Annotated in this window: 21 protein-coding genes; 15 read left to right on the forward strand and 6 right to left on the reverse strand. The window is 69.5% G+C overall.

Annotated elements, in window-relative coordinates; all coding sequences use genetic code 11:
* The first annotated feature begins 2 nt into the window (after positions 1–2).
* Positions 3–1,031, forward strand: coding sequence for an NAD-dependent epimerase/dehydratase family protein (locus NY1_RS07565; protein WP_067710145.1), 1,029 nt, complete (start codon positions 3–5; stop codon positions 1,029–1,031).
* Here NY1_RS07565 and rfbC read toward each other — a convergent pair.
* Positions 1,015–1,587: a dTDP-4-dehydrorhamnose 3,5-epimerase gene (gene rfbC, locus NY1_RS07570; RefSeq protein WP_067709802.1), complete on the reverse strand. Its 573-nt coding sequence runs from the start codon at positions 1,585–1,587 to the stop codon at positions 1,015–1,017. The genes NY1_RS07565 and rfbC overlap by 17 nt on opposite strands.
* A gap of 14 nt (positions 1,588–1,601) precedes the next feature.
* Between rfbC and NY1_RS07575 the strand changes: the two genes are divergently transcribed.
* Positions 1,602–2,690, forward strand: coding sequence for a class I SAM-dependent methyltransferase (locus NY1_RS07575; protein WP_067709803.1), 1,089 nt, complete (start codon positions 1,602–1,604; stop codon positions 2,688–2,690).
* 95 nt (positions 2,691–2,785) lie between these two features.
* The gene (locus NY1_RS07580) at positions 2,786–3,412 is read left to right on the forward strand and encodes an MspA family porin (RefSeq protein ID WP_157762102.1); all 627 of its coding nucleotides are present in this window, start codon (positions 2,786–2,788) and stop codon (positions 3,410–3,412) included.
* Positions 3,413–3,482: 70 nt separating this feature from the next.
* Here NY1_RS07580 and NY1_RS07585 read toward each other — a convergent pair whose 3' ends face one another.
* From NY1_RS07585 to NY1_RS44145, 4 genes are read right to left on the reverse strand one after another with little or no spacing between them, the layout of a single operon-like run.
* Positions 3,483–4,322 (reverse strand): glycosyltransferase family 2 protein, encoded by an 840-nt coding sequence (locus NY1_RS07585; protein WP_067709805.1) that lies wholly within the window; start codon positions 4,320–4,322, stop codon positions 3,483–3,485.
* Complete coding sequence (locus NY1_RS07590) at positions 4,319–5,707, reverse strand: polysaccharide pyruvyl transferase family protein (RefSeq protein ID WP_233434243.1); 1,389 nt, start codon at positions 5,705–5,707, stop codon at positions 4,319–4,321. The genes NY1_RS07585 and NY1_RS07590 overlap by 4 nt, the downstream gene beginning before the upstream one ends.
* A gap of 45 nt (positions 5,708–5,752) precedes the next feature.
* Complete coding sequence (locus tag NY1_RS07595; protein ID WP_084534736.1) at positions 5,753–6,886, reverse strand: serine hydrolase domain-containing protein; 1,134 nt, start codon at positions 6,884–6,886, stop codon at positions 5,753–5,755.
* A gap of 51 nt (positions 6,887–6,937) precedes the next feature.
* Complete coding sequence (locus NY1_RS44145) at positions 6,938–8,536, reverse strand: serine/threonine-protein kinase (protein ID WP_067709808.1); 1,599 nt, start codon at positions 8,534–8,536, stop codon at positions 6,938–6,940.
* Positions 8,537–8,749: 213 nt separating this feature from the next.
* Here NY1_RS44145 and NY1_RS07605 point away from each other — a divergent pair, with 213 nt between their 5' ends.
* The 12 genes from NY1_RS07605 (at position 8,750) to NY1_RS07660 (ending at position 23,741) form a co-directional block, all read left to right on the forward strand.
* Entirely contained in the window at positions 8,750–9,805 is a 1,056-nt protein-coding gene (locus tag NY1_RS07605) for a glycosyltransferase family 4 protein (RefSeq protein ID WP_067709810.1), read from the forward strand.
* Positions 9,802–11,034, forward strand: a complete 1,233-nt coding sequence (locus tag NY1_RS07610) for a glycosyltransferase family 4 protein (RefSeq protein WP_067709812.1) — start codon at positions 9,802–9,804, stop codon at positions 11,032–11,034. Before NY1_RS07605 ends, NY1_RS07610 begins: the two co-directional genes overlap by 4 nt.
* Before the next feature lie 829 nt (positions 11,035–11,863).
* Complete coding sequence (locus NY1_RS07615) at positions 11,864–13,153, forward strand: lipopolysaccharide biosynthesis protein (RefSeq protein ID WP_067710150.1); 1,290 nt, start codon at positions 11,864–11,866, stop codon at positions 13,151–13,153.
* Positions 13,150–14,154: a CgeB family protein gene (locus NY1_RS07620; RefSeq protein WP_067709814.1), complete on the forward strand. Its 1,005-nt coding sequence runs from the start codon at positions 13,150–13,152 to the stop codon at positions 14,152–14,154. The genes NY1_RS07615 and NY1_RS07620 overlap by 4 nt, the downstream gene beginning before the upstream one ends.
* 88 nt (positions 14,155–14,242) lie before the next feature.
* Positions 14,243–15,655 (forward strand): hypothetical protein, encoded by a 1,413-nt coding sequence (locus NY1_RS07625; RefSeq protein ID WP_067709815.1) that lies wholly within the window; start codon positions 14,243–14,245, stop codon positions 15,653–15,655.
* Positions 15,646–16,938: a Wzz/FepE/Etk N-terminal domain-containing protein gene (locus NY1_RS07630; RefSeq protein WP_067709816.1), complete on the forward strand. Its 1,293-nt coding sequence runs from the start codon at positions 15,646–15,648 to the stop codon at positions 16,936–16,938. Before NY1_RS07625 ends, NY1_RS07630 begins: the two co-directional genes overlap by 10 nt.
* Positions 16,935–18,311 carry a glycosyl hydrolase family 28-related protein gene (locus NY1_RS07635; protein WP_067709818.1) on the forward strand — a complete coding sequence of 459 codons (1,377 nt, stop codon included), beginning with the start codon at positions 16,935–16,937 and terminating at the stop codon, positions 18,309–18,311. The genes NY1_RS07630 and NY1_RS07635 overlap by 4 nt, the downstream gene beginning before the upstream one ends.
* On the forward strand, positions 18,308–19,570 hold the full coding sequence (locus NY1_RS44435; RefSeq protein ID WP_067709820.1) for a GNAT family N-acetyltransferase: 1,263 nt from the start codon (positions 18,308–18,310) through the stop codon (positions 19,568–19,570). The genes NY1_RS07635 and NY1_RS44435 overlap by 4 nt, the downstream gene beginning before the upstream one ends.
* Positions 19,563–20,876 carry a glutamate-1-semialdehyde 2,1-aminomutase gene (locus NY1_RS07645; RefSeq protein ID WP_067709822.1) on the forward strand — a complete coding sequence of 438 codons (1,314 nt, stop codon included), beginning with the start codon at positions 19,563–19,565 and terminating at the stop codon, positions 20,874–20,876. The genes NY1_RS44435 and NY1_RS07645 overlap by 8 nt, the downstream gene beginning before the upstream one ends.
* Positions 20,877–20,898: 22 nt before the next feature.
* Entirely contained in the window at positions 20,899–22,062 is a 1,164-nt protein-coding gene (locus NY1_RS07650; protein WP_067709824.1) for a glycosyltransferase, read from the forward strand.
* Positions 22,063–22,115: 53 nt separating this feature from the next.
* Positions 22,116–22,856 (forward strand): SDR family NAD(P)-dependent oxidoreductase, encoded by a 741-nt coding sequence (locus NY1_RS07655; protein WP_218028324.1) that lies wholly within the window; start codon positions 22,116–22,118, stop codon positions 22,854–22,856.
* Positions 22,857–22,868: 12 nt separating this feature from the next.
* Complete coding sequence (locus tag NY1_RS07660) at positions 22,869–23,741, forward strand: amidohydrolase family protein (RefSeq protein ID WP_067709828.1); 873 nt, start codon at positions 22,869–22,871, stop codon at positions 23,739–23,741.
* 19 nt (positions 23,742–23,760) lie between these two features.
* On the opposite strand, the gene NY1_RS07665 is transcribed toward NY1_RS07660, so the two are convergent.
* Complete coding sequence (locus NY1_RS07665) at positions 23,761–24,273, reverse strand: methyltransferase family protein (protein WP_067709830.1); 513 nt, start codon at positions 24,271–24,273, stop codon at positions 23,761–23,763.
* Positions 24,274–24,339 lie beyond the last annotated feature (66 nt).

The raw sequence follows: 24,339 nt of genomic DNA on the forward strand, positions 1-24,339 counted from the left end.
TCATGCATGTGCTCGTCACCGGACATCAGGGTTATCTGGGCACCGTCATGGTGCCGGTGCTGGAGGCGGCCGGTCACCGGGTGACCGGTTTGGACAGCGGCTTCTTCGCCGAATGCGTACTGGGCGAGGCGCCGCCCGCCCCGCCGGCGCTGAGCGTGGATCTGCGCGAGGTGACGGCCGAGCAGCTGGCCGGCTTCGACGCGGTGGTGCATCTGGCGGCGCTGTCGAACGATCCGCTGGGCGCGCTGGCCCCGCGGATCACCTACGACATCAATCATCACGCCTCGGTGCGGCTGGCCCGCCTCGCCAAGGAGGCGGGGGTGCGCCGATTCCTCTACGCCTCCACCTGTTCGGTGTACGGCGCGGCCGGGGACGGCCTGGTCACCGAGGACGCCCCGCTGCGGCCGCTCACCCCGTACGCGGAATCCAAGGTGCGCGTCGAGGACGATGTGGCCGCGCTCGCCGACTCCGGGTTCGTGCCGGTATTCCTGCGCAATGCCACCGCTTTCGGCTTCTCGCCGCGCCTGCGCGCCGATATCGTGCTCAACAATCTGGTCGGGTACGCGGTGCTCACCGGCGAGGTGAAGGTGCTCTCCGACGGCACCCCGTGGCGGCCGCTGGTGCACGCGCAGGACATCGCGCGCGCTTTCGCGGTCTGCCTGGACGCGCCCGCCGAGCTGATCTCCTGCCGGGCCTACAACGTCGGCACCGAGACCAACAATCTCACCGTGGCCGAGATCGCGCGCGCGGTGGTGAACGCGGTGCCGGATTCGACGCTGGTGATCACCGGGGAGAGCGGGGCCGACCCGCGTTCCTACCGGGTCGATTTCGCCCGCGCCCGAGCGGAATTGGGGTTCGAGGCCGCTTGGACCATCCCCGCCGGGGCGGCCGAGCTGTATCGCGAGTACACCGCGCGCGGCCTCACCGCCGACGGCTTCTTCCAGCGCTTCACCCGGCTGGCCCACCTGAAGTCGCTGCAGGAATCCGGGGTGCTCGACGACGAGCTGCGCCGGATCAGGATCGAGGCTTGAGGTGCCCCAGCGCGGCCAGCAGCTGCCGCCACGAACCCGCCCCCGCATCACGATCGGAGACCACGGTCACCGGTTGCGGCCAGGCGATGGCCAGGTCCGGATCGTCGTAGGCGACGCCCAGGTCCTCGGTCGCGTCGTGCGGGCGGTCGATGCGGTAGCAGACATCGGCGACCGGGCTCAGCGCCTGGAAGCCGTGCAGGAACCCGGGCGGCACGTACAGGTGCCGGAAGTCGTTGTCGTCCAGCAGGAATGCCCGCTGCTGCCCGAAGGTGGGCGAGGCGGGGCGGATATCGACGAGCACGTCGTGCACCGCGCCGTGCGCGCACCGCACCAGCTTGGCCTCGCCGCGCCCGGAGCGGCCGTGCATGCCGCGCACCACGCCCCGATAGGAGCGGGACTGCGAATCCTGCACGAACCCCGCCGACAGTCCGGGTTTGCCGAAGTGGTCGTCGAATTCGGTGGCGTCGAAGGTGCGGGTGAACAGGCCCCGGCCGTCACGGAACGGTTCCGGGGTCAGCACCAGTACGTCGGCCAGCTCGGTGGTTTCGATGCGCACGAGGTCATGGTGCCATGAGTATCGCACCGGCGCGGGGATGTCGAGGATGTGGTTCCGGATCGCTGATCCGGGTGCTGGATCTCGGGAAAATGCCTGCCGCAGACGACTTTCCGGCATCGGGACCGGTCCGTCCGGGCGGGGACGCGGCCCATCCGCTCGCCATGGACCTATGCCTGGACTGCGGGCTCGCGCAGCTGGCCGAGGACGACACCGTCACGGCCGAACCACGCGGGGTGGAACCGCAGGCGCTGCGCGATCAGGCGGCGGACGCGCTCGCGCGGGTGGCCGCGGACGGCTGGCTGTCCGGGCGCACGGTGCGGGAATTCGGTTCGCCGCACGGCGGCAGCTGGCTACCCCTGCTGGCCGCACGCGGTTTCACCGAGACCGTCGAACCGGCCGACGTGGTCATCGACTGCTTCGGCATCATGCACGAACCCGATCAACGCGCCGCCTTCGCGGCCCGGGCCGCGGCCACCGCACCCGGCGGGGTACTGCTGCTGCAGTTCCATTCCCTGCATGCCATCCTCGCCCAGGGCCAATGGAATGCGCTGCGGCACGGGCATTTCGCCTACTACTCCCTCACCGCCCTGATCCGGCTCGTCACGGCCGCCGGGATGAGCGTGGCCACGGCCTGGGAATTCGACCTCTACGGCGGCACCGTCCTGATCGCCGCCGTCCATCCGCCGATGGCCGCCGACGCCGCGGTCGAGCGCATTCTCGCCGCGGAATCGGCTGCGACGGAACCGGATTCGGTGCGCGTCCTGCAACAGGAGGCCGACCGCCAGGCGCACGCGCTGCGCACCTGGCTGGAAGCGGAGGCCGCGGCCGGACGCCGGGTGTACGCCTACGGCGCGGCCTCGCGCGCGGTCGCGCTGTTCCATCTCGCCGGCGCGCACCGCGGCCTGCTGACGGGGGTGGCCGACGCCTCCCCCGCCAAGCACGGCCGCCGCATGCCCGGCACCGACATACCCATCATCGATCCGGCGGAACTGCTTGCCGCGCAACCGGATCGGGTGCTGCTGACCCTGCCGGACCTCCTCCCGGAGGTCGAACGCAGTCTGCCGGAGCTGCAGGGGAAGTGGGTGATCGACACAGTCGTGTGAAGTACGGGATGCCGAACATCCCGGTGATAGTGGGCAAATTCTCTACCCGCGTACTCATTACGCGCCGCAGCACCTGATGAGGGAATGGGGAAATCATGAACAGTTCGACCTCGCGCGCCACCGTGCGCACCGCGGCCGTCGCCGCCGCGCTGACCTTGGGCCTGGCCCTGAGCACCAGCATGTCGGCGGCCGCGATCGACAGCAGCAATTCGATCGTGGACCGGCAGAATCGCACGGTCGAGGCCATCCAATCCGATACCAAGATAAGTTTCGTCGCGCCGCTGGACGGCAATCCGCTGACCCGGGAGTGGTTCCACGACGGCCGGGCCTCTTTCAAGATCTCGGGCGCCAAGGCCGAGGACTGGTCCGGGAAGATCACCATGGGCTACCAGGTCGGCTACCCGGCCACCCTGGACGGCAAGATCCGCTTCCAGTGGTGGAGTCCGAGCATCGGCGTGGAAGTCGGCGAAGATCCGAAAATCACCCTCGGCAGCCTGATTCCGCAGCTCGGGCTGGAGATCGCGGTGGGCTTCGGACCCGGCATCCAGACCATCGAGGCGGCCGGCGCGTCGATCTCGGGGGTGGACGGCTACATCCAGATGTCGGGCTTCCACGGCACGGTCACCGGTGTACTCGGGCAGGTCACCATCCGGCCGTGGGTCAGCATCGTCACCGGCAACGGCGACACCGTCGTCACCTACGGTCCGCTCTGGACCAATTGACCCCGGGCGAAAAGCACGGCGGTCCGGCCATTTCCGGCCGGGCCGCCGTTTCACTGTCCGGCTGCGATGCTCAGTGCAACAGTTCGGGACGGCGCAACGCGGTGGCCGTGGCGCGCACCCGCACCCGGTCCGCGGCCGCCCGCGCCAGCCGCATATCCCCCGCCAGCACCGCGCTCTTGCCGACCAGTTGCGGATACTCCGAACCCAGCCGGTGATGGAAGCGCAGCATCTCGGTCAGCTTGCTGACGGTCGAGGTGTTGCTGCACAGGTTGAAACTCGAATTGCGCCAGGCGGCAAGGATATCGGGGAGGCCGTAGAACAATCCGAAGGCGCTGACCCGGGCGAACAGATCCACGTCCATGGGGAACACCAGGTCCCCGCGGAACCCGCCGACGCGGTCGAAATCGGCGCGGCGGAAGACGGCGGCGGCGGTGGGCCCGAAGTCGGCGGGACCGCGCCGCACGATGACGCGCATGAGGGTGCGGGCATCGCGCGGGCCGAGCAGGTCCGGCAGGCCGAGATCGGTTTCCTCGACCGCGCCGGTCTCGTCGATGACCTGGAATTTCGACGAGCAGATGGCGACGCCGTTGTCGCCCATCACCTCCAGCTGTTTGGCCAGGGCGCCCGGCAGCAGGATGTCGTCGGCGCACACCACCTTCACCAGGCGGCCGGTGGCGTGCCAGACCACCTTGTTCCAGTTCTCGCCGATCGGCAGCGTCTCCTCGTTGCGGAAGACCTTGACCCGGGGATCGCCGAAGGATCTGGCGATGGCGCCGGTGTCGTCGACGCTGGCATTGTCCAGCACCACGACCTCGCAGTCGGTGTCCTGGTCCAGGATCGAGCGCATGGTGGTAGCCAGGGTGCGCCCGGAGTTGTAGGCCGGGACGCATACCGACAGTACTGTCATCATTCCCCCTGAGCTGGTACGACGGTGTCGGCGGGCCGGTCTCCTTCCCGTCCGCCCACGAGCCGGAATACCCGATCCAGGCCCGCGCGACCGGCATCGATCTGCTCAACCGCCTTCTGCTGCAGCGTATCCCGCAGTTCCGGCGCCGACTCCCACAATTCCCGAACGGCATGTGTCAGTTCGGTGTCGAGGTCGCCGGTCGCCAGCGGCACCACCCGCAATCCGGCGCCGAACATATCGGCCAATCCATTGAATTTGTCGTCGTAGTACCGGGAGGCCGTTACAGCGACGGCCGGAATGCCCTGGGAGAGCGCGAAAACCGCCAGGTGGTAGGCGCTGGTGACGAGAATGCGGCAGCGCGAGACCTGCCGGGCGCAGTCCTGCGCGGAACCGGCCCGGCTCAGCACCGGCCGCACCTTGGGCGCGTGCGCCAGCAGCGGCAGCGTGAAACGCCGGTCCTCGTCGTCGTATTCGGAGATGATGAGCGGGGCCAGATGGGTGTCGAGCGCGACGGCCTGCGCGCGCATCACCTCGCCCAGGGTGTCGCGGGCGGTGTCGCTGACCTTCGAATAGTCCGAGATGCGCAGGCACAGGCCGAGATCGGTGCCGATCTCCGGGCGGCGCAGGCGATAGGAGAATTCGACGGCGTCGTCACCGGTGACCAGGACCCGGTCGGCGGCGACGCCGAGGTCGGCCAGCAGCTTGGGGCCCTGCAGTCCCTCGCGCAGGCCGATGTAGTCCACGCCCGGCAGCACTTCGGCGCAGCGGCGCAGCAGTTCCGGATCGGTCATGGGTCCCAGGCCCTGGCCCAGCATGACGTTCGGAATGCCTTGGCGCTGTGCGGCTTCCAGCAGGTTGAGGGTGCGGTGCGCCTGGTACAGGTCGACATCGGTCATGTAGCCGCCGCCCTGGGCGATGACCAGGTCCGCCTCCGGTAGCGCGGCCGGCACCGGCGGCAGCTCCGGAATGCCGCCGCTCGCCGGGGGTTCCGGCGGGGTGGCGCCGCGCAGCGCGCGCACCTGGTCGCGCAGCTGGTTGCGTACCCCGCGCAGGTGATGCTTGGGCACCTCGGTGGCCGCGCGCCAGTGCAGGGCGGCGGGTCCGGTCACCCGGGCACTGGCCTGCTGGTCCACCCAGCCCGCCAAACCGCTTCTGCCCCAATGGCCGCCGGCGGTGGCGAACAGCGGTTCGGCGTCCGGCAGCAGCGCCCGCATGACGAGCGGCTGATCGGTGAGCATGCCGACGCGCGCCCGGGGCCAGTGTTCGCGTATTCGGTTCACGGTTATGACCATCATGGCCAGATCACCGCGATTTCGTAACCAGTACTCGCCGTTGTCGACCAGTACTCGGAATTCCCCGGCACTTTCCCCCGCGCCAGACTTCCCCACCAGTGTTGTCCTTCCGGAGCCCGGCCCTGTTGTCCGCAGCGAATCTTACGCACAGAGCGCGGCATCCACCACCGCGTCCAGGTCGATATTCCGCGAACGCGCGGCCAGGATGTCGGGAATCTGGTTCATGCTCACCGTGACCGACCGGGTGGTGGTAGCGCCGCCGTAGACGAAGGTGCCGTGCATGGTGCCGCCGTGGCCCCAGGCGTCCAGGCCGCAGGAGGTGACCCAGTGGAAAAGGCCCAGGCCGAAGTCCTCCGAGCGGCGGAAATCGCCGCTCGGGACGGTGCGCTGCATGTCGGCGAGCTGGGCGGGCGCGACCACGCGACCGGCAAGCAGGGCGGCGAAGTACCGGTCCAGGTCCGCGCCGGTGGACACCATGGCGCCGTCGGGCAGGCCCCAGCCGGGGTCGATATCGGTGACATCGATTCGCTCGCCGCCGAATTCGTGGTAGGCGCGTGGATGGGGCTGGCGTATCACATTTTCTACGGGATACAGCGGCCAGTACGTGCCGGTGAGTCCCAGTGGTACGAGAATCCTTGTGGTGACTTCAATACCGACCGGCATCCCTGTTACTTGGCGGACGAGTTCGCCCGCGATCAGATAATTCGTATTGGAATATGTCGATTTCTCGCCGGGCGTGAATTCCGAGTTCTTGGCCATGCCCAAGCCGATCAGGTCGCCGATCGGACGGGAGGCCTGCAAGCCCGCCACCGAGTTCAGATCCAGCTCGGTGAGGTAGTCGGGGATCCCGCTGGTGTGCTGCAGCAGATTCCGCACGGTGATCAGAGTGCCGTCGCCGCCGGGGGCGTGCACCACCCCGGGCAGGTAGTGCTCGATCGGGGCGTCGAGTTCGATGCGGCCCTCCCCCACCAGCTGCAGCACCACGGCGGCCACGAACGACTTGGTATTGCTGGCGATCCGGACCTGAGCGCGGTCGGGGAAGGCCGCGCCGTTGCCGAGATCGCCTACGCCGCTGTTGATCTGGATCTCGGTATCGCCGTCCAGGAGGATCAGCTGCGCGCCGGGCACATCGCTGCCGGCGACGGTGTCGTCCAGGCCGATCTGCAGGCGCTGGGCCAGCGCCGAAGGCTGGGCGGTGGTGGCGGGAATGGAACCGGTCAGCACCGCGGCGGTGGCGGTGGCGAGGATCCCCAGGGTGAGGGCATGGCGACGCACCTGGGGCCATACGCGGCGTACCCGGTTCCGGTTCGACGGCTCCGGAACGGTTCAGGTCGGGAACAGCGGGCTGGACCACTTGCCGCACAGCCATTTACCGTCCACGTAGTCCATCGACATGGTGATGTTCTGCTGCTCGGTGGTGTCGGCCTTGCCCTTGGTCGAGTTGACCACGGTGATGTCGGCGGTCAGTTCGTAGTGGGTGGTGTTCCCCGAGGTGATGACGCATTTCGCGTCGGTGCCGCGGCTGTGCTCGGAATCGGCTTCCAGCAGTAGCCGGATGGCGGGCAGCAGCTGCTGCGATTGGGTCTTCCAGGTGCCGGTGGCCCCGGCCACGACCTTGGTCTGCCAGCCGTCGCCGTCGTTGTAGTCGTAGGTGGTCATGAGCAGGCCGTAATCGCAAGCCGCCTTGATGGCGGCGTCGCGGGACGGGTCGGTGGCGCTCAAGCCGGGTGCGCCGCCGGTGAAGGTGAAACGCAGTGCGCCGGAGCCGAATCCGACGCCGATGCCGCCCGCCAGCACGGCAGCGACGATCAGCCCGGCCAGGACGAGGCGTTTGCGTCCGCGACGGGTCGGCGGCGTCTCGGGCTGGGTGGGGTAACCGAGCTGGGTCGCGATACCGGCCTGGGTGGTCGGTCCGGGTTGCGGCAAATGGCCCGGCCCGGTGGTGGTTACCGGGGTGCGCCGCGGTCCGGTGGTCACGGGGGCCGGTGCGTCTTGCGGTCGGGTGGTGGCACCGGAGCCGTACACCGGCAGCGGGGCGAACGCCGGGCGCGGACCGAGGTCCTGCCACGGCGATCCGGTGTGGACCGGAGTGCCCAGCGCCTGTTCCGCGGCCGCCGCGAGTTCACCGCAGCTGCCGTACCGGTCGCCCGGTTGCTTGGCGAGCGCCCGCGCGATCACCTGGTCGAAAGCCGTTGGCACACCGGGCCGCCGCACGCTGGGGTGCGGAATCTCACCGTGCAGATGCCCGGCGACCAGCTGCGCGGTGGTCTGGCCGGGGAAGGGCAGTTCGCCGGTGAGCATGTGGAAGAGCGTGCAGCCCAGCGCGTACACGTCGGCGCGCTGATCGAGGTCCGCGCGCAATTCGAACTGTTCGGGCGAGGCGTACTGGAAGCTCGCGTACATCTCCCCGGTCCGGGTGAGCGCGCCGGTCTGATCGAGGGCCTTGGCGATGCCGAAGTCCGCCAGGAACACGCGCTGCTCCGGGCCCCAGGCCAGCAGGATATTGGCGGGCTTCACATCCCGGTGCAGGACGCCCGCGCGGTGCGCGTGATCCAGGGCCCTGGCGGTCTCGCCGAGAATCCGCACCGCGTGCTCCGGCCGCAGCGGTCCCTGGGCCAGCACCTCGGCCACATCGGTACCCTCGATGTACTGCATGGCCATCCACAGGCGGTGGTCGTCGTTGCCGCGCGCGTACACCGCCACGATATTCGGATGTGACAGCCGGGCCGCGGTATCGGCCTCGCGCAGGAACCGCGCGCGCACCTCCGGATCGTCGGATTTGCCCGGGGCCAGCAGTTTCAGGGCGACCGGGCGCGGCAGATCGCGGTCGCGGGCCAGATACACCTCGCCCATGCCGCCGACCCCGAGCAGCCGTTCCACGAGATAGCCCGCGAATACCTGCCCGCGCTCGAGTGTCCGCCCCAAGACCGCTCTTCCTCCGATAACGTCCCGTTCCCGCTCACCGTAACCCACTATTCGGCAAAGCCGTACGGCCGGTTGTTAGCCCGGCGATAACCCGCCCAGCTGCGCGGATTGGCATACACTTGCGCTGCAAGGGCGTTCGGGTTTGCGATCGCGGCTCGAGCGTGGCTGACCGACCCGGGGGTGAGGGTGTTGGCACGACCGGTTCGGGTGTATATGACCGGGTCAGAGTGGTTCGGAGCGGCTCCCGGGGGGCTGAACAGATACTTTACGGACCTGTCCGCCGCGCTGGCGGCGAGCGGGGAAATCGACGTCACGGCAAAGGCTTTCGGAGATGCGCCGGCGGGCGGCGGCAGCTGGGGGCCGACGGGCGGTTCCACGCTGACGCGGGCGCGCACGGCATTCCTGGATCGCGAGGCGCTGCGGCCGGGGACGGTGCTGGACCGGCATTTCTGCCTGTACGGTCCCGCGCCGCTGGGACGACATCCCTTGGTGGTGCATTTTCACGGGCCGTGGGCGGCCGAGAGCCGGATGGCGGGCGAGAGCGCCTGGCCGGTGCGCGCGAAGTACCTGGTGGAGCGGCTGCGGTATCTGCGGGCGGATCGATTCATCGTGCTGTCCCAGCATTTTCGGCGATTGCTCGTCGAGGACTACCGGGTGCCGGAGCGGAAGGTGCGGGTGATCGCGCCGGGCGTGGACCTGGAGCGTTTCCCCTCCCCCGAACCCGCCACCGAGAACGGCGTGGTGCTGTGCGTGCGGCGGCTGGAGAAGCGGATGGGCATCGATGTGCTCATTCGCGCGTGGGCGGCGGTGCGGGCCGAGCATCCGCATGCCCGGCTGGTCATCGTCGGAACCGGCACGGCCGAACCGGAATTGCGGGCGCTGGCGCGGCGGGACGACTCCGTCCTCTTCACCGGCGCGGTCAGTGACGAACAGCTCACCGAACTCTATGTGCGGTCGGAACTGACCGTGGTGCCGTCGCTGGCGCTGGAAGGATTCGGGCTCATCGCGCTGGAATCGCTGGCGGCCGGGCGGGCGCCGATCGTCTCCGACTGCGGTGGATTGCCGGATTCCGTGCGGGAATTGGACGCCTCGCTCATCGTGCCGCCCGGTAATGCCGAGGCCCTCGCGGCGCGCATCAATGCCGGGCTGGCCGGGGTGCGGCCCGACGCGAAACAGTGCCGCGCGCAGGCCGAAACCTTCTCGTGGGCGGTCGCGGCCCGGCGGCATCACGAGGTGTACGCCGAGCTGGCCGGCGGAGGGCGCGCATGAAAGCGATCTTCCTGGCGCATACGGCGGCTCCGTCCGGAGCGGAACTGGCCACCCTGCGCCTGGTTTCGGCCATGCCCGCCGCAAGCACGGCGGTGGTGTACACCGAGGACGGGCCGATGCTGCGGCGCATGGCCGCGCGCGGTATCGAAACCCGCACGGTCACCGGCGATTTCGACTCCCGCGCGCTGACCATCGACAAAGCCGGGGTACGCAGCCTGCTCACCGGATGCGTGAACCTGGTGCGACTCGGCTGGCGGCTGGGCGAGACCGTCCGGGAACTCGACGGCACCGTGGTGGTGGCGGGCAGTTCCAAAGCGCTGCTCATGGGCGCGGTCGCGGCGCGCCGGGCCCGCGTCCCGCTGATCTGGCATGTGCACGACCGCATCTCGGCCGACTACTTCGGCCGCTGGCTGGCCCTGGCACTGCGCCTGCTGGGCTGGATCGTGGCCCACGGCTATATCGCCAACAGCCGCGGCACCCTGGCATCGCTGAGCACGCGGGGACGGCGGACGCTGGTGGCCTACCCGGGCGTCGAGTTCGACAACCAGCCGCAATTCCGGTGCGGCAATGCCATCCCGGGACTGGTGGACAACTCCGAAACGGCAAGCGCCGACGAAACCGACCGCAACACAACCGATCACGACACGTTCTCGCTGATCAGCTATCCGCAGCGACCCGCGGCGGAGACCATCGTCGTGGTGGTCGGGCGGCTCGCACCGTGGAAGGGGCAGGATCTGTTCCTGCGCGCGCTGGCCGATGTCGAGATCCAGCCCTCGAGCGTCTATCTGGTCGGCGGCACCTTCTTCGACGAGGAGCCCTACCACGCCGAGCTCGAGATGCACGCCACCGCATTGAATCTCCCCGTCGTGTTCACCGGCCACGTGGACGACCCGGAGTCGTACCTGCGCTACGCCGACATTCTCGTGCACTGCTCGGTGCTTCCTGAGCCGTTCGGCCAGGTGGTGGTGGAAGGCATGGCCGCCGGTTGCGCGGTGATCGCGACCCGGCCCGGCGGTCCGGAGGAGATCGTCGAACCCGGCGTGAACGGCCTCCTGGTGGACGCGGGCGATCGCGCGCAATTGACGCGCGCCCTCGACCGGTTGATCGCGGACCAGGAACTGCGCGCCAAACTCGCCGACGCCGCCCGAATCCGGGCCCGTAACTTCGACGTCGCGGTATCCGCCCGCGCCGTCACCGCCTTCCTGACCGGTCTGCCCGGAAGACGCTGACGCCGTGGACGATCCGACCGAGCGTCTACCGCGCTACGACCCACCCACCACACCCCTGCGCACCCTCGACCGCCTGCGCCGCCGCCGCACCATGCGCCACGGCCTCGCCGACCCGGACGCCGACGCATTCGAATCCGACCGGTCCGCCCGCAAACCCACCCCGCCCCGCGCCGACCCGGACCCCCACCCCAACGCCTTCGACGGCCACAACGCCGCCTACTTCGCCGCACCGAATACCAGTCCCATGGGCTTCCCCGTCGCCAACACCCTCCCGCGCCCCGCCGCACCCGCCCCGCTGCGCGACGCCACCGGCGCATACGCACCGTCGGACGAAAGCCCGGACCCGCGACGCGGTCAGCACGGCGGGTACCGGCCCGCCCCGCAAGGCCGGACCGCCGCAGCCGATCCCGACGGCGATTATGCGCTGCCCACCGAAACTCCCGGCGCCGCATACGAGCCGAACCGCGGGTACGCGGTTCCTCCCGGCAGCCCGGGATATGCACCCGGTCCGCACGGTGTGCGCCCGTCCGTCTCCGGACAACGCGAGACGCGGCCCGGGACCCACGGTGCGCAGCGGGATGCCGCCTGGGCTGCCGGGTCGGGCGGTGACAGCGGTGGCGATCACTCGTTCGTTCCGGAGACTCTCGATCCGTACGGCGCGTGGTCACCGGCGGCGGGACTTTCCGGCGGGCAGCGGGATTCGGTGGGTGCGCGCGGTGGGGCAGCGGAGGATTCCGGGCCGCAGCCGGGTGTGGCGGAGGCCGGTGGTGGGGAGGCGGAGCGGGTTGCGCGGGGGCGGGGGCGGCATCGGAAGCAGGCCGGGCATGGGATGGGTGGGGTCGGGGGGATTCTGCGGGATATCGCGTTGGTGACGTTCGGGAAGTATGGGCAGTACGTCATTACGTTGGTGACGGTGCCGTTGCTGGCTCGGACGTTGGGGCCGCACGGGACCGGGTTGCTGGCGATCGGGATGTCGTCGTATTTCATCGGGTCGTTGCTGGTGGATTTGGGGATCACGCAGTTTCTCGCGGCGCGGGTGCACGAGTCGGAACTCGGCCGGGCGGAGATCAATCGGCTGCGCGGGAGTTATCTGGCTATTCGGCTCGGGACGCTCGCGGTGATCGGGGCGACGCTGCTGGGGAGTTTGGCGGCGGGGGCGGCGCCGCCGTTGCATATGGTGCTGCTCGGGTTGTTCGCGGGCGGGTTCTGGTCGGTGTCGGAGGATTGGCTGCTGATCGGGCAGGGGCGGTTCGGGTCGTCGACCGGGTATCAGGGGGTCGGGCGGATCGTTTATCTGGTGCTGCTCATAGTGCTGCTGCCGCACTATCCGACGGCCACGACGGCCGTACTGTGCCTGCTGATTTCGTCGGTGCCCACGGTCGGGCTGACCTGGTGGGATTCGGTGCGCAATTACGGGCCGCCGGCCAAGCCGTACGGGGTGCGGGCCATGATGCGCATGGCGGCACCGGTTTTCACCTCGCGCATGCTGGTCACCGGGTACGGGCAGGGGTCGGCCGCGGTGTACAGCGCGGTGCTGGACGCGGCGTCGCTGGGCTTGTACTCGGCGGGCGATCGGCTGGTGCGCGCCATCCAATCGAGTTTAGATCCCATCGGTTTCGCACTGCTGCCGCGCATGGCCCGGCGCAGCACCCATGATCGCTTCTGGCGCAATTCGATTCAGGCGCTCGTCGCGGTGGTCACGGTGGCGACCGTCGCCACGGTGAGCGTCTGGGTGCTCGCGCCGACCCTCATCCACCTCATCTACAGCCACGACTTCGACGGCGCGATCGGGCTGCTGCGCCTGGAAGTGCTCATCCTGCCCGCCACCACGATCACCTCGTATGTGACCACCGCGATCCTGCCGGTCAAGAGCGACACCATGGGCGTGCTCATCGGCGCGATCATCGGCACCTGCATCGCGGGAATCGCGCTGGCCTACGCGGTGCGCACGCAATCGGTCTGGACGCTGGTGTACGGCACCGTTTCCGCGGAAATCGGTGTCGCGCTGTGGTACATCATCCGGGTGCGGTGGCTCATCGTGCGGGAACGATCGGTACGCAGTGGGGCGTCCGGATCCGATCCCGCCACCGTACTCATGGGCAAGGGAGACCCGGCATGAGAATCCTGTTCGTCGGCGACGACTGGGTGGGCAGTAACGCGCGCTCGCTCGCCGACGGCTTCCGGCAGGCGGGCCACGAGGTGGTGGTGGTCGACACCACCGCGGTCACGCTGCCGGCGCGACTGTCGCCACCGTGGGTGTACTCGAAGTTCGCGCACCGGCGCGCGCCCTGGGATGTGACCGCCCTGCACGACGAGATCGAAAGCGCCGCCGCGGCTTTCACCCCGGACGTACTGTTCGCCTTCAAGTCCGTGCATCTGGACCAGCGGCGGCTGCTGACCACACCGGCCGGTCTGCGCGTGCACTACAGCCCGGACGACGTGTCGAATCCGTACAACACCTCCCCGGACTATCTCGCGCACGAAGCGGCGTGGGACCTCATCGTCACCACCAAATGGCACAACGTCCCCGAACTCACCGCCCGCGGCGCACAACACGTGAAATTCGTTCGCAGCGCATACGATCCGGCCTGGCACCACCTCACCGCCCGGCGCGGCGCCCGGCGTTTCCTGCTCGGTTTCATCGGCGCGGTCCGCCCAGACCGCCGCGACCTGCTCATCGCCCTGGCCCGGGAATACCGGGGCGACATGCTCTTACGCGGCCCCGGCTGGCGGCGCGTGCGCCCGCTCTGGCAGACCGGAGCCGAGATCGGCGGCGCGGTCTACGGCGAGCACTTCTCCGCCGCGATCGCCGCCACCACCGCCAACCTGGTGCTGCTGAACTCCGACAATCGCGACACCCATACCTGCCGCACCTTCGAAGTGCCCGCCGCCGGTGGCCTTTTCGTGGGCGAACGCACCGACGAGCACGCCGAGCTGCTGCAGGACGGATCCGAATGCTTCCTGTTCTCCGGCCCCGCCGAACTGCGCGAGATCATCGACCGCTGCCGCCGCCACCCGGATCAGGTGGCCAAGGTCGCCGAGGCCGGATACCACCGCATCACCGGCGGCGGCCACGCCTATGTGGACCGGGCCCGCGAGATCGTCGACGCCCTGGAATGACCGGCGACACTCGCGGTGCGCGACGCGGCCGCCGATCGGGTAACGACCGGGCGCCGCGCGCGGACATAGGGGTGAGGGAGGACGCGTGATGGCCCCTGCGCAAACCGAAGTGGTGCTCGTCGCCGCCGCGCTGGCGACGATCGTGGTCTCGGCGATGTATCTGCCCGGCGTGGCCCGGGTGTTCCTGATCGCGCAGACCGCGCACTGGTCGCTGTCCTATGTGGCCCGGCCGGTGGCGCTGCTGTGGGTGAAACCCGAACCGCACTACGGGGACAATGTGCCGGATCCGCGGCTGTACCAGTACGGATACGACGAGGGCATCGCCATGGTCCTGAAGCCGGTGGTGTTCGGGCTGTGGGTGTACGCGGGACTGGTGCTGGCGTACACGGTGTGGACCCGCGCCCGAGCGGTGCGACCGGCCGGTACCGAAAACCCGCCGCGCGTACCGTATTTCGCGACCGACCCGACCTTCATCACCACCCTGATCGCGCTCTACGGCCTCGGCACCCTGGGCCGCCTGGCCGCCGTCGCGACCGGCAGCGTCGGCAAGGCCGGTGAACTCGAGAGCCCCAATCCGGTGATCAACCTGATCACCATTCTGGCCACCCTCGGCGCGGTCGGCCTGATCGTGTTCTACCGCAACGACAACGGCCGCACCACCGCCCTGGTGCTGGGCGCGCTCACCTGCGGCGAACTGCTGTGGACGGCCACGGTGCAATCCAAGACCCCGGTGATGGGCGCGGCGCTGGCCATCGCGGTGCGCTTCGCCATGATCGGCTGGACCCGGACCAAGGTGATCGGGGTGTTCGCCATCACCGGCCTGGCCATCGGCGGCTTCGGCTGGCTGCAATCGCTCAAGACCGACGCCGCCGCCAAAGCCGAAGCCGCACAGGTGGATGCGCAGTACCCGACCGTGGTGCAGCCGTTCCTGAGCCTGCTGCGCCGCTTCGATCTGCTGGAAGCCGCCACCGACGCCTGGTTCGCCGGACCGAACTCCTGGCTGACGCCGGGCGAGGTGGCGACGCACGCCGTGCAGAGTCTCATCCCGACCCAGCTGCTCGGGGCCGAGAAGTTCCGCTCCGGCGCGGCCTGGGCCGAACAGGTGCGCGGCGGTTCGGTCGACATGTCCACGGTGTCGGTGTCGCTCGCCGAGGGCAATATCAACGAAGGCTATGTGCTGGGCGGCTATTTCGGCGTGGCGCTCGGGGTGAGCATCACCTTCGCGCTGCTGCTGGTGTGGATCCACTCGCTCTACGCACGGTCGTTCCCGCTGCCGGTGTTCGGCCTGGCCCTGATCGAAGTGCCGGTGCTGTTCGAGCGCGGCGTGCTGGGCACCGTCGAAACGCTCGGCAAATACCTCCAGGCCGCCGTGCTGGCCTGGTTGACCTATCTCATTGTCGGGGAATACCGCAGACGGGTGGACCAGCTGGCGCGGGCGCCGATCCGCCCCGGCGTCGCATCGGGTCCATCCGGGAAAAAGAGGACAGCGCAATGGGTTTGATCGACTACTGGCGGCTGCTGCGGCGACGCTGGCTGATCCTGGTCGCCACGGTGGCGGTGTGCGCCGCCGCGGCGGCCGGATACGCGAGCACGCTGCCGACCACCTATACGGCATCGAGTTCGGTGTACGTCTCCATGGCCACCGGCACCTCGGTCAACGACTCCTATCAGGGCGGGCTCGCCGCCCAGCAGCGGGTGCGGTCGTATGTGGACCTGGTCACCAGCGTCACGGTCGCCACCTATGTGAAGAACCAACTGGCGCTGAACGTCTCGGTGGACGATCTGCGCAGCCGGATCACCGCGGTGTCGCCGCCGGCCACCACCATCATCGTGGTGTCGGTGACCGATGCCACCCCGGCGGGCGCGCGCACCCTCACCGACGAAGTGGTGTCGCAGTTCCGGGCGCTGGTGTCGCGGCTCGAGGTCATCCAATCCGATGCCGCGCCCGCCGCCCGGGCCGAGGTGATCGACAAGGCGCAGACGCCGACCTCGCCGACCTCGCCGCAGAAGAAGCGGTACTACCTGCTGGGTGTGCTGGCCGGGCTGGTGCTGGGGCTCGGGGCGGCGCTGGTGCGGGACAAGCTCGACAAACGGCTGCGCACCTCGATGGATGTGGAAGCCATTGTGCCGGTGCCGATCCTGGGCATCGTCGACGAGGGCCGGCCCGGGGCGGCGGGGGAACTGCGCCGGCTGCGCACCCGGCTCACCGAGGATCCGGATCGCACCGTCGTACTGTTCACATCGCTCGGCGCCCGGTCCGAACCGGATGTGGCGATCGGACTGGCGCGCACCTTCGCCGATACCGGCGCGCGCGTGCTGCTGGTGGACGCCGACACCAGCGGGCAGGGCTCCAGCAGCGCCGTCCCGGCCCGCACCGGACTCGCGGAACTGCTGCGCACCAACGCTTCCCCGTTCGACGCGGTGGCGAGCTGGCCGGAGGCGGGCATCAGCGTCATGCCGCTGGGCGGGCAGGATTTCCGCACGCCGGACATGCTCGGTTCGGAGCGCTTCACCGAGATCATGGCCAAGCTGCGCGGTGAATTCGACTACCTCATCGTGGAAGCCGCGCCGGTGACAGCGGCGGCCGACGCCATCACCCTGGCGCGGTCCTGCGACGCCACCGTCGGGGTGATCGAACTCGGCAGCACCTCCGATCAGGTGCGCGGGGCGCTGGCCACCTTCGGGCTGGACAACGAGCGGCTGATCGGCGCGGTGGTGTTCTCCCGGCCACCGGGCGGGCTGCGCGAACTCGTGCACAAGCCACTCGATCTGGTGAAGCGGTGAATGGAGCGTCCGGGGGGAACGACGCGGAACGCCTGCGACGGCGGCGGCTGCTCGCGACCGGATTGGGGGCGGCCGCGGTGCTGCCGCTCGCGGCGGCGTGCGGATCCGGGGATTCCGCGGGTACGGAATTCCGGTCGCCGCATGTGAGCGATCAGCCGTCGGCGCGGAACGTGAAGGACTTCGGGGCCGTCGGCGACGGGCACACCGACGACACGGCCGCGTTCGCCGCCGCCGTGGCGGTGGGCGACAAGCCGCTGGTGCTGTACATTCCGGCCGGGCAGTATCTGCTGAAATCCTTTCCAGCGCTGCCGGATTACGCGTCCGTGCTCGGCGACGGCGGGGATGTCACCACCCTGTACTACGAGGGCGACGGGACGCTCGTCGAGTTGAAGCGCAAACAGCGGGTCCGGTTCTCGCGGCTGGGTTTCTATCTCACCGGGTCCAAGTCGACGGCGGTACGGCTGTCGGAGTGCTTCCGCTGCACCTTCGACTCGGTGGTGCTGCGCGGCAATCACATCAGCGAGAACTCGCCCAAGTTCGCCGGGCAGCGCGGGCTGGTGCTGGATCAGAACACCGGCGGCACCGCCGTGATCAACTGCGATATCAACAACTTCGGGTACGGGATCGTCACCTCGTGCATCCAGAACTATGTGACGTCCTCGAAGCTGACCAACAATCTGGTCGGGGTGCTGGGCACCGGCGGCGACCACAATGCCGGATTGGCGTTCACCAACGTCGAATTCGTCTCCGACTCCGATCCGCGCACCACCGAGAAACACATCATGATCGACGGGGCGGCCAATGACTGGTGGCTGACCAATGTGTGGTTCGAAGGGGCAGACACCGCGCTGTCCATCGGTTCGCCCAGCGGCGGGCCCGCGCAGTTCGGCATGGTCAATTGCAAGGTGGCGGCGCGCAAGGTGTGCCTGGACCTGATCTATTGCCGGCAGCCGTATCTGGCCAATGTGCAGTTCGATCCGGATCTGAACGCGCCGCCGATCGAGGTGCGCATCGACGAGAAGGGCGTGCCGGAGGGCACGGCCGTCAATCTCATCTCCGGCAACTACGACGATGTGGACCCGCGGGCGTTCCCGGAGGGCTGGCATGTGATCGGGCGCGGGCGGGTGCACGGGGCCCGCTTCTCCGGCACCATGGTGGCGCAGGCGGGGCGGATCGACAGCGACATCGTGCAGGCGCAGGACCGTGACGGCGGCGTGCTGTCGGCCGTATTGTCCAGCGGCGCTTATCTATCCGATCGCAGCGAGGGGGGCATCGTGCTACGGGATCAGGCCGGAACGTATTGGCGGCTGTCGGTGGGCACCGACGGCGCGGTGAAGACCTCGTCGCTGGGCAAGCAGCGGCCCACCGCGTGAGCGCCGGGCTCACGGGCGTGCGGCTGGGCCCGGTGCGGTTGCCCGGCGGCACCCTGGTGCTGCGCGCGCCGCGGTTCGCCGATTACGCGCAATGGCGGCGGCTGCGGTTGCGCGACCGGGCGCTGATCGAACCGTTCTGGCACAGTTCGCCCCTGGATTGGCAGCGGCGGCACTCGGAGAGACGCTGGGTGCGCGAATGCCTGGAGGCCGCGACCTATGCCCGGGCCGGGCGGCGGCTGACCACGGTCATCGAGATCGACGGGCGGTTCGCCGGGCAGGTGGAGATCGGGAATATCGATCCGGTGGCGCGGCAGGGGGAAATGGGGATCTGGATCGATGCCGAACTGGCGCGGCACGGGTTCGGCGGGCTGGCGGCGGCCCTGATCCTGGACTTCGGGTTCGAGGTGCTCGGGCTGGAACGGGTGATCGCGCCGATCTCGCCGGAGAACACGGCGGCGGCACACGGGGCGGCGCAGGTCGGGTACCTGCGGGAGGCCCGGATGGCCCTGCATTTCGATGTCGGGGGAAAACGCTCCGATCATGATCTGTGGGCGCTGACAAGGGCCGACATCCCGCCGAAAGGGTTCACCGACACCTGGATCGAGCGGGTGCTGACGCGGCGCAGCGGGACCGTGCCGGTGGTGTTGCCGGCCGCGGAGCGGGTGCCGGGGGTGCTGACGGTGGCGGTGGTTTCGACGCGGTACCGGCTGGCGCAGGCGTGGCGGGTGGCCGAGCGGCTGCTGCCCGCCCGGCCGTTGACGCTCGCCCTGCCCGGCCATCCGGCGGTGGTGCTGCGCAGCCCGCGCCTGGGCGATGCCGTGCGCGCCGGGCGGACGCGACGTAGTCTCGAGAGCGGGTGCCGATGGCGTGAATTCGTCAGCGGGACAACGGGTATGCGCAACCCGCGCGGACTGCTGCTGATCGTCGAGGTGGACGGGCGGCCCGCCGGGCGGGCCCGGCTGTTCGATATCGATCTGTTCGACCGCAATGCCCGGATCCATCTCCGTCTCGATCCCGCCCACGCCGACGACAAGGTCCGCCTGGCGGCAACCCGGGCACTGCTGGACCATGCGTTCGGCGCTGCCGGACTGTACCGGGTGACCACGGAGATCGAATCCGGGGACACCGCAACGGCCGCGGTCGCCGCGCGAGCGGGACTGCGCAAGGAGGGTGTCATGCGCGGATTCATCGGACCGGACGGGCGGCGCGCCGACCACGAACTGTGGGCCGTCACGGCGGGCGGAGCCGGTGATGCGTGAATTCGGGCGCAGCAATGCGATTCAGGAGCGACTGCACCAGCTCGTACCGGGCGGGGCGCACACCTACGCGCGCGGCGCCGACCAATATCCCGACGGGATGGCGCCGGTCCTGGTGCGCGGGGCGGGCGCGCGGGTGTGGGATGCCGACGGGAACTCCTATGTCGAATACGGCATGGGATTGCGCTCGGTGACGCTCGGGCACGGGTACGCGCCGGTGGTCGCGGCCGTCGCGGCGACCATCGCCGACGGGGTGAACTTCTCGCGGCCCACCGAACTGGAAATGCTTGCGGCCGAGGACTTCCTGAGCGTGGTGCCGGGCGCGGACATGGTGAAGTTCGCCAAGAACGGCTCCGATACCACCACCGCGGCGGTGAAACTGGCGCGGGCGGTGACCGGGCGGGAGACCGTGGCGGTGTGCGATCAGCCGTTCTTCTCCACCGACGACTGGTTCATCGGGACCACCGAGATGGATGCGGGGATACCGGGCGTCGGGACGGTGAAGTTCCGGTACAACTCCCTGGAATCGGTTGCCGCGGTGCTGGAGTCGGGGGCCGTGGCGTGCGTGATCCTCGAACAGGCGACCGCGATGGCCGAACCCGCGCCCGGATTTCTGGAAGGCGTTCGGGCACTGTGCGATCGGCACGGCACGCTGCTCGTTTTCGACGAGATGATCACGGGCTTCCGGTGGGCGCTGGGCGGGGGGCAATCGATCTACGGCGTGATCCCGGACCTGTCCTGCTGGGGTAAGGCCATGGGCAATGGTTTTCCCATCTCGGCATTGGCGGGCAAACGCGAGTTCATGGAACTCGGCGGCCTGCGCACCGACGCCGACCGGGTGTTCCTGCTCTCCACCACCCACGGCCCGGAAACCGGTGCGCTGGCGGCCTTCCGGGCCGTCGTCGAGGCCTACCGCACCACCGACCCCGTCGCCCGCATGGAAGCCGCCGGCAACCGGCTGGCCGACGGGGTCGCCGCCATCACCGCCGAGCTCGGCCTCAGCGAGCACCTGCAGGTGATCGGCCGCCCCTCCTGCCTCGTCTACGCCACTCGCGACGCCGCGGGTCGGCCGTCCCAGCCCTTCCGCACGCTCTTCCTCCAGGAACTCCTCGAACGCGGCGTCCTCGGCCAATCCTTCGTCACCTCCGCCGCGCACACCGACGCCGATATCGATCACACCCTCGACGCCGTCCGCGACGCCGCCGCCGTGTATCGCAAAGCCCTGGACCAGGGTTCGGTCGACGGCCTGCTCAACGGCCGCCCCGTCGCCCCCGCCCTGCGCCGCCACGCCGCCCCGCGGCGGGCCTGACCACCCGAACGACAGGACGGCCATGACGGCACCGCGCATCGCCATCGTGCACGAACGACTCACCGAATACGGCGGCTCCGAAGCCGTGGTGGCGGAGTTCATGAAGACCTGGCCGGACGCCCCGGTCTTCGCACCGATCGCCGAACCGCAGTGCACGCGAACACTTCTCGCGGCGGCCGAGCGACACACGGACGCCACCGGCGATGCCCGATTCCCGGCGGTGGGGCGCGTGCACGACACCTGGCTGTCGCGGGTACACGTCGGGGCCGCGCGCCGGGCACATGCGCCGCTGTTGCCGTTCGTGCCGCGGGTGCTGCGCGGATTGCCGCTGGAGGACGGTTACGACGCGGTGGTGGTCAGTCATCACGCGTTCGCGACGCAGGCGGCGCTGGCCACGTCCGCACCCGTCATCGCGTATGTGCACAGTCCGGCGCGATGGGCGTGGGACAAGGGGTTTCGGCGGCAGGAAGGCGGTGGGCGGGCGGGGCAGGCGGCGCTCACGGCGCTGGGTGCGCTGGCGCGGCGGAGTGAGCTGCGGGCGGCGCCGCGGTTGACCCATGTGGTCGCCAACTCGCAGGCCGTCGCGACGCGGGTGCGGGAGTGGTGGGGATTGCCCGCTTCGGTGGTGAATCCGCCGGTGCGGGTGGAGCGGTTCGCGCCCGATCCCGCGGTGGTGCGCGAGGATTTCTTTCTGGTCGCGGGGCGGCTGGTGCCATACAAGCGGCCCGATCTGGCCATCCGGGCGGCGCGGCGGGCCGGGGTGCGGCTGATCGTGCTGGGCGACGGGCGGTTTCGGCGGCAGCTCGAGGCGATCGCCGGCCCGGAGACGACGTTTCTCGGGTCGGCTTCCGACGAGGTGCTCCTGGATATGTATCGCCGGTGCCGGGCCCTGCTCATGCCGGGCGTGGAGGACTTCGGCATCGTGCCCGTGGAGGCCATGGCGTGCGGGACTCCGGTGCTGGCGGTGGGTGCGGGCGGGGCCCTGGATTCGGTGCTGCCGGGGGTGTCGGGGGCACACGTCGAATACGGCTCCGACGAGCACGTGATCGCCGGATTCGCGGCGGCGCTGCGCGATTTCGATCCGGGCCGGTACGACGCGGCGGCGATCCGCGCGCACGCCTCGACGTTCGCGCCGGAGGCTTTCCGCAAACGGATTGCGGACATTGTGTCGCAAAACATCCGCTGACCGACTATTCATGGAATCCGAAGGGATTCATGGACGGCGGAACGGATGGGGCAGTGGGTGGATCCGGCAGCGTCTCCGGCGCACTGGTGACCGGCGGCGGGGGTGATATCGGGCGCGCGGTGGCGCGGCGGCTGGTGGCCGCGGGGCGGGCGGTCACGCTCGCGGATATCGATCTGGCCGCCGCCGAACAGGCCGCCGACCAGCTCGGGGCGCACGCCACCGCGGTGCGATTGGATCTGACCGACCCGAACAGCATTGCGGCCGTGGCCGATACGGTGCGGGACTCGGTCTCCGCCGTGGTGCAGTGCGCGGGCACCGCCATCGTCGAACCGTTCGTGGACAGCAGTCCCGGGCACTGGGATCTCATGCACCAGGTGAACCTGCGCGGACCCATGCTGCTCACCCAGCGGCTGCTGCCCGCCCTGCAGCAAAGCGACTGTGCGCGGCTGGTTTTCGTATCCTCGGACGGAGCGCGCGCCGGCGCCGCCGGTGAAGCCGCCTACGCCGCCTCCAAATCCGGTCTCTTCGGCTTCGCCAAATCCCTGGCCCGCGAGGTCGCCCGGCACGAACTGACCGTCAATGTGGTCTGCCCGGGACCCATCGCCGGGCAACTGGTCGACCGCACCATGCGCGACCACCCGGGCGCCCTGGCCGCCCTCGAAAAGGCCATCCCGCTCAAACGTCTGGGCCAGCCGGACGAAGTCGCCGCCCTCATCGCATGGCTGGCGAGCCCGGAAGCCAGCTACGTCACCGGCCAGCTGATCAGTGTCAGCGGCGGCATCACCATGCACTGAGGAGACGCCACAATGCCCACCCATCCCATCGTCGACGCCCACATGCACCTGTGGGATACCGGCGCGCACCCCTGGTATCCGCGCCTGCCCGAATTCGCCGCCGCCCTGGGCGAACCCGGGCTGGCGGGGAACTTCCTGCCCGCGGACTACGACAAGGCGACGGCCGGGGTGACCGTCAGCGGGCTGGTGCACGTCTCGGCGACCACGGCCCGGCACGCCTATCTCGCCGAGACCGCGTGGGTGGACGGCCTCGCCCCAAGCCTGGACCGACCGGTCGCCATCATAGGTACGGTAGACCCCACGCTCCCGGTCCCCGAACTCCTCACCCACCTCGAAACCCAATCCACCGCAACGCGTTTCCGCGGCATCCGCGTCTTCCAGGGCCTCTCCCCCAACTCCCCCGCCGCCGATGCGATAGCGAGCTGGCTCCAGGACCGCGACGCCGTCTTCGATCTCGTCGCCCACCCCGGCAATATGCTCGACTGGATCGACTTCCTGGCCGGCTACCCCGACCTGCGCGTGGTCCTCGAACATCTCGGCCTGCCCGAGAGCACCGCCCCCGACCATCGCACCGCCTGGTCCAACGCCTTGTCGCTGGCCGCCAAGGAAACCCCCTGGCTGTGCAAACTCTCCGGCCTCGGCATGATCTGCCCCGACCTCACCTGGCCCACCCTCGAATACTGGCTCGAGACCAGCGTCCAGCTCTGGGGCTGGCACCGCCTGGTATTCGCCTCCAACATGCCCGTCGACTCCGCCGCCGGCACCTACACCGACCTGCTCACCACCATCGACCACGCCGTCACCGCCGACGCCACCGACCACGAAGCCGAACTCTTCTACGCCGCAACAGCATCCACCACCTACGCCCTGAAACCCACCGCCTAGCCCTGGCGCAGGAAGAGTCCTAGCGCGTCTCGGCAGCGGGCGACCAGGGTGTGCGGCGCGGGATCCAGGCGGGGACGTTGCGGCGGTAGTCGTCGTATTCGGCGCCGAATTGCTTCCGGAGGGTGGGCTCTTCGTAGAGGTGGACGAAGGCGGCTTGGGCTAGGGCGACTATGACTCCGTACCAGAGGAGGGGGGATTGGCTGAGGAGGAGGGCCTGGCCGAGGATGAGGGCGACCACGGCTAGGTACATGGGGTTGCGGACGTAGCGGTTGGGGCCGCCTACGACGAGGTGTGCGGTGGGGGCGATGGGGGCGGGGGTGCCGCGGCCCTCGGTGGCGAAACGGCGGATGGCGGACAGCAGGATGGGGAGACCGGCGAAGAAGAGGAACAGGCCCAGGAAACGCAGGGGCGTGGCGGGGGTCAGGTCGGAGCGGCGGTGCCAGCCGGTCAGCAGGATCGGGATGAGGATGGCGACGGTGCCCGGGACGAGGATCGTGAAGATGAGGCTGCCCCAGACCGCTTTTCGGGTCACAGGTAGAGGGTACGGTTTCGCGAATCGGGGAGAGGCCCGAAATGGGGCGGTTGGTATTGCTCGGTG

This window comes from Nocardia yamanashiensis NBRC 100130 (genome assembly GCF_001613325.1).
GTDB classification, from domain to species: Bacteria; Actinomycetota; Actinomycetes; order Mycobacteriales; family Mycobacteriaceae; genus Nocardia; species Nocardia yamanashiensis.

Coding starts and splice junctions, on each gene's coding strand:
- NY1_RS07660 (WP_067709828.1), top strand. CDS start 22,869: ATGCCCACCCATCCCATCGTCGACGCCCACATGCACCTGTGGGATACC.
- NY1_RS07645 (WP_067709822.1), top strand. CDS start 19,563: ATGCGTGAATTCGGGCGCAGCAATGCGATTCAGGAGCGACTGCACCAG.
- NY1_RS07615 (WP_067710150.1), top strand. CDS start 11,864: ATGGGTGGGGTCGGGGGGATTCTGCGGGATATCGCGTTGGTGACGTTC.
- NY1_RS07610 (WP_067709812.1), top strand. CDS start 9,802: ATGAAAGCGATCTTCCTGGCGCATACGGCGGCTCCGTCCGGAGCGGAA.
- NY1_RS07575 (WP_067709803.1), top strand. CDS start 1,602: ATGAGTATCGCACCGGCGCGGGGATGTCGAGGATGTGGTTCCGGATCG.
- NY1_RS07620 (WP_067709814.1), top strand. CDS start 13,150: ATGAGAATCCTGTTCGTCGGCGACGACTGGGTGGGCAGTAACGCGCGC.
- NY1_RS07580 (WP_157762102.1), top strand. CDS start 2,786: ATGAACAGTTCGACCTCGCGCGCCACCGTGCGCACCGCGGCCGTCGCC.
- NY1_RS07565 (WP_067710145.1), top strand. CDS start 3: ATGCATGTGCTCGTCACCGGACATCAGGGTTATCTGGGCACCGTCATG.
- NY1_RS07625 (WP_067709815.1), top strand. CDS start 14,243: ATGGCCCCTGCGCAAACCGAAGTGGTGCTCGTCGCCGCCGCGCTGGCG.
- NY1_RS07650 (WP_067709824.1), top strand. CDS start 20,899: ATGACGGCACCGCGCATCGCCATCGTGCACGAACGACTCACCGAATAC.
- NY1_RS07605 (WP_067709810.1), top strand. CDS start 8,750: ATGACCGGGTCAGAGTGGTTCGGAGCGGCTCCCGGGGGGCTGAACAGA.
- NY1_RS07630 (WP_067709816.1), top strand. CDS start 15,646: ATGGGTTTGATCGACTACTGGCGGCTGCTGCGGCGACGCTGGCTGATC.
- NY1_RS07585 (WP_067709805.1), bottom strand. CDS start 4,322: ATGATGACAGTACTGTCGGTATGCGTCCCGGCCTACAACTCCGGGCGC.